The following is a 9,188-nucleotide window of genomic DNA, read 5'->3' on the forward strand; positions in this document are numbered from 1 at the left end:
TGCCCATGGCGTCGATGGTGACGATCACGCCCTTGAGCAGCAGGGCGTCGAGCAGTACCGGAATCGCCGTCAGTTCGTTCGATTTCTCGGCGCACGCCTCCTGCCCCAGGACTAGCCTGGCCCCGGTCGCAAAGGCGCTCAGCCACAAAGCGCACCCAGCCACATTCAGACCGCGAAGTCTCAGCTAGAAGGACTGCTTACTCCATATCCATGGCTGTTGCCGAATAGTGCCAAGCGTCTATTTGTTGAAGAAATCCGCGATTGAGCTTCCCCCGAAATTTCGTCTGCCAAGGGTGACATAAAATTGGGTCATTTTTGGAAGGCAAGAAATGAAGATATCGAAACAGGCATACACAACCGAGTTTAAGGAACTGGCGGTCAAGCGGATCAAAGACGGACAGAACGTCAGCAGGGTTTGCAAGGAACTTGGGCTGAGCGATCAGACCGTTCGCAACTGGGTCAAGGCAGCGGTCGAAGGTAAGCTCAGTGGAACTGTCGGCAGAGTGGTAACGCCAGAGGAAATGGAGCTCTCAAGGCTGCGTGCTGAAAATCTCCGACTCAAGCGGGAGAACGAAATCCTAAAAAAAGCGACGGCGTACTTCGCAAGGGATGTTCTGTGAAGTACGCCTGGATTGCCGGGCAGTGCGAGAGTTTTGTGCTGGCCGAAATGTGCGAAGTGCTCGGCGTGAGCATCAGCGGCTATCGGGCCTGGAAGCGTGGTGGCGCGCCGGATCGTAAGCGACTGACCGACAGCCAGATGCTGGCGCTCATCCGGGCCATCCATGCCGAACTCAAAGGTGCGTATGGCAGCCCGCGCATGGTGCGCGAGTTGCGGGCCAGAGGTTTCTCGGGCAGCAAGGAACGGGTGGAACGGCTGATGCGCGACAACGGCATCCATGCCCGCCACAAGCGGCGCTACAAAGTGACGACCGACTCGAAGCACGGTCTGCCTGTGGCGGAGAATCTGCTGGCCCGAAACTTCACGCCGACGGCGCCGAATCAGGTTTGGACATCGGACATCACCTACCTGTGGACGGATGAAGGCTGGCTGTATCTGGCCATCGTGCTTGACCTGTTCAACCGTGAAATCGTCGGCTGGTCGCTGAAGCCGCGTATGACGGCGGATATCGTGACCGACGCGCTGACGATGGCCTGGTGCAGGAAGAGGCCAGCACCGGGGCTGCTGTACCACTCCGACCGGGGCAGCCAGTACGCCAGCCACGCCGTTCAGGATAAGCTCCAGGCGTATGGCATGACTTGCTCGATGAGCCGGAAAGGGAACTGCTGGGATAACGCGCCGACGGGGAGCTGGTTCAACAGCTTCAAGAACGAGCGTGTGCATGGAATTCGCTATGCCACCCTCGCCGACATGAAGGCCGCCAGCTTTGAATACATCGAGGTCTTCTACAACCGGAAGCGCCAGCATTCGACACTCGGCTACAAGTCGCCCAAGCAGTTCCTGACGGCTTGGCTCAGCAGGCAACATCAGGAAAAACTGGTAGCATGAAACCCACTCGTTGGCAGAGAAAAACCGAGGGAACCTCACTTCGACAACTGGAAAGCCGGTCTCAAGTGGCAACGCCTCACGCCTTACGAGAAGTTCGCGGAAATGATCGAGCGTCATTGGGATGGAATCGCCGCCTACTGCAATCCGGAAAACAAGGTCTCGCTCGGCTTCGCCGAGGGACTCAACAACAAGATTCGCGTCATCCAACGTCGCGCATACGGATTGCGCGACGAGGAGTAACTGTCAGGCGGCGGTTGAACTTGTTGCTCGTTTAACCATGTTTTCCACGGCTTCTGTCATCTTGATCGGAATTAGCTTGGTTCCCGGGTGTGCTGTTTTGAAAACCCGGAAAACCTCGTCAGCGAACGCCTGGCCAATTTCGGCAACGCCATCGAAGTCAAATACGACAGTCTGAAATCGTTCAATCCGAAGTGTCAGGCGCTTAGCCTGAGAGCGAGAAACCAGCTTCTCTCCTTCGTACTGTGCGAGCCTTACCGGAACAATTGTTTTTGCAAACGTGTATTCGTCAGGCTCTGCAAAATGGTCGAACACCTCCTGATCGATTCGCTGGCTATCATTGTTGAGCCGCATGATTACCAACGTTCCTGGCGAGTCTTTTGGCCGCTCGACAAGCATATCGTCGAGGCCGTCGTCGTGCATGAAGTGAAGTGCTCCAGACCGAATGTCGAACGCGTCAAACATCTTGCTGGAAAAGAAAATACCTTCTCCCGTATGGTGGTCAGGATCGGTAGTTAGTTTCCCTTTGGCCAATTCGAGTATGGCTTCGCGCGGATCGTAGAGATTGAGGGCGCGTTGAATCTTGAGAAAAATGCCCTCTCCAGAGTCGGAGATGAGTGCCGTCGTGTAAAGCGCATTTCTCCGAATGTCCACAAGCACGTCAGGAGAACCAGAGTGGTCTATTGCGTTGTTTACCATTTCCGTTATGCCGTATTGCCAGATACTTCTGACGTTGTCCTGCAGGTCGAGAACAATAGGTGCGCACAACTCGCGCCAGACGATGTCTTCGCGCAAGCCCTCTCGTGGATAGATTCTGCTTGCTTTCTGCAGGTCGACAAAGTGGTAGCGCTTATTCTTCGTTGCCCCTTCTGCCGTAAGCAGACCACTCTCCACCAGCTTGCGAATATAGGTGCTTGCCGACTGTCTGCTGATGCCGAACTCTTGCGCCAAAGTAGCTCCGAGCGTTATTCCACCCTTGTCGACTAGCTGCAAAGCTCGTTTATTTATGGCTTCTTTGTCAATCATATTGTCATAAATTTGAAGTTATTGTCAGTTATAAATAAATTATTGTCATCTTTTTGACGTTTATTGTCAATTGGTTTGTGTCCTTGGATTTGGGCGACGACGCCGACAGGAACCTCGCACCATTCGGACAGCGTACCAAAGGAACGGCGCAGATAGGTGTTGTGCAGGTCTTGGCTGCAATCCAGCAATTATCCGGCGAGTTCTGATCGCCGGAACTAACCGGTGTCCGTGCTAATCTGTTTGTAAACGAATTTTCCGACTCGCGAGTGCGGTTGGCGTTTTTATCTGGAGGAAGCGCTGTGATGGTCCTGAATCGATCCGATTTTGCTCAAGGCAAGTTCATTGTGGAGGCCAGTGCGGCGTCCAGTCTCAGACCCGTTCGTATCCTGCAGATTGGCGATGGCAACTTCCTGCGCGCCTTTGCCGACTGGATGATCGACGTGGCCAACGGCACCGGCCTGTTCAATGGCGAAGTGACTGTCGTTCAGCCGCTGGTGCGTGGCATTGCCGACCGGCTGACCGAGCAGGGCGGCCTGTTTACGGTTCTTTTGCGCGGTATGCACAACGGCAAGGCGGTTGAATCAAAGCGTATCGTGAGTTGCGTCAAGAACGCACTTAACCCCTATAGCCAGTGGGACGTCCTATTGGCCGCAGTACAGGATCCGTCCCTGCGTTTCGTCATCTCGAACACCACCGAGGCGGGAATCGCTTATGCCGAAGAGGCCTTTGTCGATAGTCGGTGTCCGGATAGTTTTCCGGCCAAGGTCACGGCCTTGCTGCTGGCGCGCTTTAAGGCGCTTGGCGGGTCAGCTCAGACGGGTCTGGTGTTCCTGCCATGCGAACTGATCGAGGCCAATGGCAGCAAGCTGAAGAAGCACGTTCTGCACTATGCACAGGCGTGGGCCTTGCCCGCCGAATTCGTCGCCTGGGTAGAGGGCCATAATATTTTCTGCAACACTCTGGTCGACCGCATCGTTCCCGGCTTTCCGGCGGCTGAGGCCAACGTACTGTACGCCCGGTTCGGTTATGAGGATCCACTGCTGGTTGCTGCCGAACCCTTTCACCTGTGGGTGATTGAGGGCCCGGTGGCACTCGCCGACGAGTTTCCGCTGCACAAGGCCGGGCTCGACGTGGTATGGACCGACGACCTGCAACCCTACCGTACCCGCAAGGTGCGCATCCTCAATGGCGCGCACACCGCGAGTTCACTGGCGGCGTTCAGTGCCGGGCTGGATACCGTGCGCGCGATGACCGAAGACCCCGTTGTCTCGAAGTACCTAAACAAAGTGATGTTCGAAGAAATCGTCCCCTTCGTCCCGCTGCCCGATGCCGAGCGTCTTGCTTATGCAAAAACCATTATGGAACGCTTCGCCAATCCGAACATACGCCATAAACTGATCTCGATTGCGCTCAACTCCATTTCCAAGTGGCAGATTCGCGTGTTGCCGACGGTCAAAGACTACGTCGCCACGCATGGCCAGGCGCCGGTCGGCCTGTCCTTCTCGCTGGCAGCGCTGTTTAACTTCTATCACGGTCGGTTTGTCGCAGACGGCGAGTACGAAGGCATTCGTCGGGATCATGCCTACCCGATCTGCGACAGCGCCGAGCTGCTGGTCATCGTCAATGCCGCCTGGCAGGATGCGACTGACCTGGGCAAACTGGTGACGGCCCTGCTGGCCGATACCCGTCTGTGGGGGGAGGACCTGACCCGGGTCGCCGGTCTCGCCGAACAGACCACCGCATCGCTGATACGGATCAAGGCAGTTGGTGTCAAGGCGGCGATGGCCGAACTTTGTGGAGCATAACAAATGACAACATCCTCAGTGATCCGTCTGCACGCCAACGATGATGTGCTGATCTCCACCAGGCAACTGCTTCCCGGCACCGTGATCGAATCCGAGCAACTCACCGTAAGCGACCTGATTCCGCCCGGTCACAAGCTGGCCGCGCACGCGATCAAGAACGGTGAGAAAGTACGCCGTTACAACCAGATCATCGGCTTCGCCACGGCCGATATTGCCACCGGCCAGCACGTCCATGCCCACAACTTGGGCATGGGTGAATTCGAGCGTGACTACGGCATCGGCCAGGACGTACACGCCATGCCCAAGGTCGACACGCCGGCCACTTTCATGGGCTACAAGCGTGCGAATGGCAAGGTCGGAACGCGCAACTACATCGCCGTGATTGCCACGGTCAATTGTTCGGCCACCGTCACGCGCGCGATTGCCAGGCACTTTTCCACCGAGCATCTGGCCGCCTATCCCAATATCGACGGCGTGATCGCCCTGCCGCATCCGCTGGGCTGCGGCCTGAACGTTGCCGGCGAAGGCATGGACATCCTGCGCCGCACCCTGGTCGGCTACGCGAAACATCCAAATTTTGCCGGCGTCCTCTTTGTCGGGCTCGGTTGCGAGCAAAACCAGATCGTGCCAATCGTCGAGAAGATCGGCGCGCACGAAGCAGGAATGTTGCAGACGGTGGTGATGCAGGCCGAAGGCGGAACCACCGCCGCGATCAAGAAGGGCGTCGCGCTGGTCACCGAAATGCTTGAGCGTGCCAACCGCTACCAGCGCGAGGCGGTTCCGATCAGCCACTTGATTGTCGGCCTCAATTGCGGCGGTTCCGACGGCTATTCCGGAATCACCGCCAATCCGGCGCTTGGTGGCGCGTCCGATCTACTGGTCGCCCATGGCGCGACGACTGTTCTTTCGGAAACCCCGGAAATTTACGGCGCCGAACACCTGCTGACCCGCCGTGCGGCCAGCCCGGAAATCGCCCAGAAGCTGATCGATCGCATCACGTGGTGGAAAGAATACACCATGCGTAGCGGTGGCCAGATGGACAATAATCCATCGGTCGGCAACAAGGCTGGGGGCCTCACGACGATTCTTGAAAAGTCGCTGGGCGCCGTCGCCAAGGGCGGGACGAGTACGCTCAACGGCGTTTACCTTTATGCCGAACCGATTGACGCCAAGGGCTTCGTCTACATGGACACCCCCGGCTACGACCCCGTATCGGCGACCGGGCAGGCGGCTGGTGGCGCACAGATCATTTGCTTTACCACTGGTCGCGGCTCGGCCTTTGGTTGCGCCGGGGTGCCAACGATCAAACTGGCGACCAACAACGCCCTGTATGAACGCATGGGCGATGACATGGACGTCAACTGCGGTGACCTGATCACGGGGGTGCCAATGCCGATCATCAGCCAGCGCATCTTCGACGCCATCATTCGCTATGCATCCGGCGAGAAAGTGCGCAGCGAAGAACTGGGCTATGGCAACGACGAGTTCCTGCCCTGGCAGGTCGGCGCAGTGATGTAGAGTTTTTGCGGGCTATTACTGATAGGAGAGAAATCAATGGCGGCAAAAGATCGAATGGCGGTACTGGCCGCCATGATGGAGCAGGGCGTCATCCCGGTGTTTTATCACCCGGACGTCGAGGTCTGCATCAACGTGATACAGGCCTGTGCCGATGGCGGCGCCAAGTGCGCCGAGTTCACCAACCGCGGTGACTTTGCCGCCCACGTTTTCTACGACGTCACCCAACACTTTGCCAAGGCCGACCCGTCAGTGATTATGGGCGTTGGCTCGATTGTCGATCCCCCGACGGCCGGCCTCTACATTGCCAACGGCGCCAAGTTCGTTGTCGGCCCGCTGTTCAACGCCGAGGTGGCCAAACTCTGCAACCGGCGCGGCATCCCCTACAGCCCCGGCTGCGGATCGGCCACCGAAATTGGCGACGCACAGGAACTCGGATGCGAAATCATCAAGGTCTTTCCCGGCTCATCGGTCGGCGGCCCCGACTTTGTCAAGAGCGTCATGGGCCCGATGCCGTGGACGCGCCTCATGCCCACCGGCGGCGTCGAGCCGACCGAAGAGTCGCTGCGCAAATGGTTCGGCGCCGGCATCGTCGCCTGCGGCATCGGCTCCAACATGATCACCAAGACCCTGCTCGACGCCAAGGACTACCAGGGCATCGAAGCGAACGTGCGCCAGACCGTGCAACTGATCAAAACCATCAAAGCCGAACTGGCCGGCAAATAAGTTCTCGAAAAAGAAACCAACCTTACTCGACGCAGAGAGCGCAGAGTTTGCCCGTAGGCATGGTGAATTGCGATTTTCCTCTGCGCCTCTGTGGTCTCTGCGTTAAAAGCGGTTTCAAAAACGACTGAAAGGAAAAAAATGTCCGAACTGATCATCAAATCCGCCGCCGAAGCGCAATGGGACTGCGTCTCCTTTGGTGAAGTCATGCTGCGTTTTGACCCCGGCTTTGGCCGCGTGCGCAATGCACGCTCCTTCCAGGTGTGGGAAGGTGGCGGCGAATACAACGTTGCGCGAGCCATGCGCAAGTGCTGGGGAAAGCGTGCGGCGGTGGTCACCGCGCTGCCGCAGAACGACCTTGGCTGGCTGGTCGAAGACTTCATCATGCAGGGCGGTGTCGACATGAGCCACGTCATCTGGCGCGATTTTGACGGCCTCGGCAAGAATACCCGAGTCGGCCTGAACTTCACCGAAAAAGGCTTCGGCATTCGCCCCGCACTGGGCTGCTCCGATCGTGGCCATAGCGCCGCCTCGCAAATCCGCCCGGGCGAAGTGAACTGGGAGCGATTATTTGGCGAAGAAGGCGTACGCTGGTTCCATACCGGTGGCATCTTCGCCGCGCTGGCGTCGAACACTGCCGAAGCGGTGATCGAAGCTGTCGAAGTAGCCAAGAAGTACGGTACCGTCGTCGCCTATGACCTCAATTACCGCGCCTCCTTGTGGAAAAGCCAGGGCGGCAAGCCGGGGGCGCAGAAGATCAACCGCGAAATCGCAAAATATGTCGACGTAATGATCGGCAACGAAGAAGACTTCACCGCCTGCCTGGGCTTTGCCGTCGAAGGCGCCGACGAGCACTTGACACACATCGAGACCGACAGTTTCAAAAAAATGATCCGGACCGCCGTTGCGCAGTTCCCCAACTTCAAGGTCGCGGCCACAACGCTGCGCAAGGCGACAACGGCGACACTCAACGACTGGGCGGCGCTGCTCTACTACCAGGGCGAGCTGTATCAGTCGATGCCACGCGACAATCTGGAAATCTACGACCGCGTTGGCGGTGGTGACGGCTTCGCCTCGGGCCTCGCCTACGGTTTTCTCGAAGGCAAAGGGCCGCAGGCCGCAGTCGAGTACGGCGCCGCGCATGGCGCGCTGGCCATGACCACCCCAGGCGACACCTCGATGGTGCGCGTCGAGGAAGTCGAAGCGGCGATGCAGGGCAAGGGCGCGCGGGTGATTCGCTGAGTGTTCCGCTACCCCCTGGAAATGCGCCTGAAGCCTATATCAGGGCAATTGCATCAAATTCCCTTTAACCCCGAGGAGACTGGCGCGATAAGCATCGGAAGAAGCGGCGAGAATGCGACGAGTATAGATACCCCCTTTTTTCTTGGAGGTATCGAGGCGGAAAAGATTGAGCAAACAATAGCAAACAATAGGGGACAGACCACGGTTTTGCGTAATAATACAGTTTTGCATCGGAGCTGTTTCCATGCCGCGCCGCGCCCGTCTCGCACTCCCCAATGTGCCTCTGCATTTAATCCAGCGAGGCAATAACCGCCAAGCCTGTTTTTTTGCAGATGAAGATTACCGATTTTATCTGGAGTGGCTTGCCGAATACGCCGAAAAAATCGGGTGCCAGATTCATGCCTATGTTTTGATGACCAACCACGTACATCTGTTGCTTTCGGCCGAACGTGCAGGATCGGCGGGGGCGTTGATGAAAGCGCTGGGGCAGCGCTATGTTCAATATGTGAATCGCACGTACCAGCGTAGCGGCACCTTGTGGGAAGGACGTTTTCGCTCCTGCCTGACGCAGGAAGAGACGTACCTGCTGGCCTGCCAACGCTATATCGAGTTGAACCCAGTGCGGGCTGGGATGGTGAAGCATCCGGCTGAATATCGGTGGTCGAGTTATCGAGCCAACGGGCAGGGCGAGTCGGACACCGTGGTGCGTCCGCATCTGATTTACACGGGATTGGGCTCTGATGCGGTGAGCCAGCAAGCGGCGTACCGAGAGCTTTTCAGGTTTGAACTGGAACCGGGATTGATGGATGAGATTCGCAGGGCGACGAATGGAAACTACGCATTGGGGAATGAACGATTCTCGGATGAAGTAACGACTGTCTTAGGGCGGCGGGTCACACCGGGGCGGTCTGGTCGGCCACGTAAGAAGATAGAACCGAATGTCGGGAGCGTTGTTCGAAAGCCAAAATGAATAGAAACCGTGGTCTGTCCCCTATATCCCTTTTTTCTTGGAGGTATCGAGGCGGAAAAGATTGAGGACGAGGCGACGGACGATAGCGAAATTGGCCCCGGCATTTTTGGTACGAGCCCGCATCTGGTCGTCGTTCAGTGCGACGTCGAGGCACCAATGGACA

The 9,188-nt window shown here is 57.5% G+C and carries 8 protein-coding genes and 3 pseudogenes; 7 read left to right on the top strand and 4 right to left on the bottom strand.

The genetic code is table 11. The features are described 5' to 3' along the window. Positions 1-142, bottom strand: a pseudogene (locus Q1J43_RS00760) (ISAs1 family transposase); the annotation flags it as partial. Positions 143-329: 187 nt separating this feature from the next. Here Q1J43_RS00760 and Q1J43_RS00765 point away from each other — a divergent pair. Both Q1J43_RS00765 and Q1J43_RS00770 read left to right on the top strand, forming a co-directional pair. Then, positions 330-1,507 (top strand): IS3 family transposase gene (locus Q1J43_RS00765; RefSeq protein WP_301100380.1). Its coding sequence is split into 2 segments (ribosomal slippage): positions 330-579 and positions 579-1,507, totalling 1,179 coding nucleotides; the frame shifts between segments, so codons are not numbered across the junction. A gap of 48 nt (positions 1,508-1,555) precedes the next feature. Beyond that, positions 1,556-1,747, top strand: a pseudogene (locus tag Q1J43_RS00770) (transposase); the annotation flags it as partial. Positions 1,748-1,750: 3 nt separating this feature from the next. Here Q1J43_RS00770 and Q1J43_RS00775 read toward each other — a convergent pair. Then, positions 1,751-2,770 (bottom strand): DUF4325 domain-containing protein, encoded by a 1,020-nt coding sequence (locus Q1J43_RS00775; protein WP_301100381.1) that lies wholly within the window; start codon positions 2,768-2,770, stop codon positions 1,751-1,753. Between the two features lie 302 nt (positions 2,771-3,072). On the opposite strand from Q1J43_RS00775, the gene Q1J43_RS00780 reads away from it, so the two are divergent. The 4 genes from Q1J43_RS00780 (at position 3,073) to Q1J43_RS00795 (ending at position 8,055) form a co-directional block, all read left to right on the top strand. Beyond that, positions 3,073-4,575 carry a tagaturonate reductase gene (locus Q1J43_RS00780; protein WP_301100383.1) on the top strand — a complete coding sequence of 501 codons (1,503 nt, stop codon included), beginning with the start codon at positions 3,073-3,075 and terminating at the stop codon, positions 4,573-4,575. 3 nt (positions 4,576-4,578) lie between these two features. Further along, positions 4,579-6,093, top strand: a complete 1,515-nt coding sequence (locus tag Q1J43_RS00785) for an altronate dehydratase family protein (protein ID WP_301100384.1) — start codon at positions 4,579-4,581, stop codon at positions 6,091-6,093. 36 nt (positions 6,094-6,129) lie between these two features. Then, positions 6,130-6,816 (top strand): bifunctional 4-hydroxy-2-oxoglutarate aldolase/2-dehydro-3-deoxy-phosphogluconate aldolase, encoded by a 687-nt coding sequence (locus Q1J43_RS00790; protein ID WP_301100385.1) that lies wholly within the window; start codon positions 6,130-6,132, stop codon positions 6,814-6,816. A gap of 138 nt (positions 6,817-6,954) precedes the next feature. Continuing rightward, complete coding sequence (locus Q1J43_RS00795) at positions 6,955-8,055, top strand: sugar kinase (protein WP_301100386.1); 1,101 nt, start codon at positions 6,955-6,957, stop codon at positions 8,053-8,055. Between the two features lie 39 nt (positions 8,056-8,094). Here Q1J43_RS00795 and Q1J43_RS00800 read toward each other — a convergent pair whose 3' ends face one another. Then, a complete protein-coding gene (locus Q1J43_RS00800; protein ID WP_301100388.1) occupies positions 8,095-8,301 on the bottom strand; it encodes a hypothetical protein in 207 nt (68 codons plus the stop codon). Here Q1J43_RS00800 and Q1J43_RS00805 point away from each other — a divergent pair. Continuing rightward, positions 8,300-9,025, top strand: coding sequence for a transposase (locus Q1J43_RS00805; RefSeq protein WP_301100387.1), 726 nt, complete (start codon positions 8,300-8,302; stop codon positions 9,023-9,025). The two genes, Q1J43_RS00800 and Q1J43_RS00805, sit on opposite strands and share 2 nt — an antisense overlap. A gap of 33 nt (positions 9,026-9,058) precedes the next feature. On the opposite strand, the pseudogene Q1J43_RS00810 reads toward Q1J43_RS00805, so the two are convergent. Continuing rightward, positions 9,059-9,188 (bottom strand): annotated as a pseudogene (locus tag Q1J43_RS00810) (ISAs1 family transposase); the annotation flags it as partial.

Origin of the sequence: Propionivibrio sp. (assembly GCF_029255185.1) — a bacterium.
GTDB lineage: Bacteria > Pseudomonadota > Gammaproteobacteria > Burkholderiales > Rhodocyclaceae > Propionivibrio.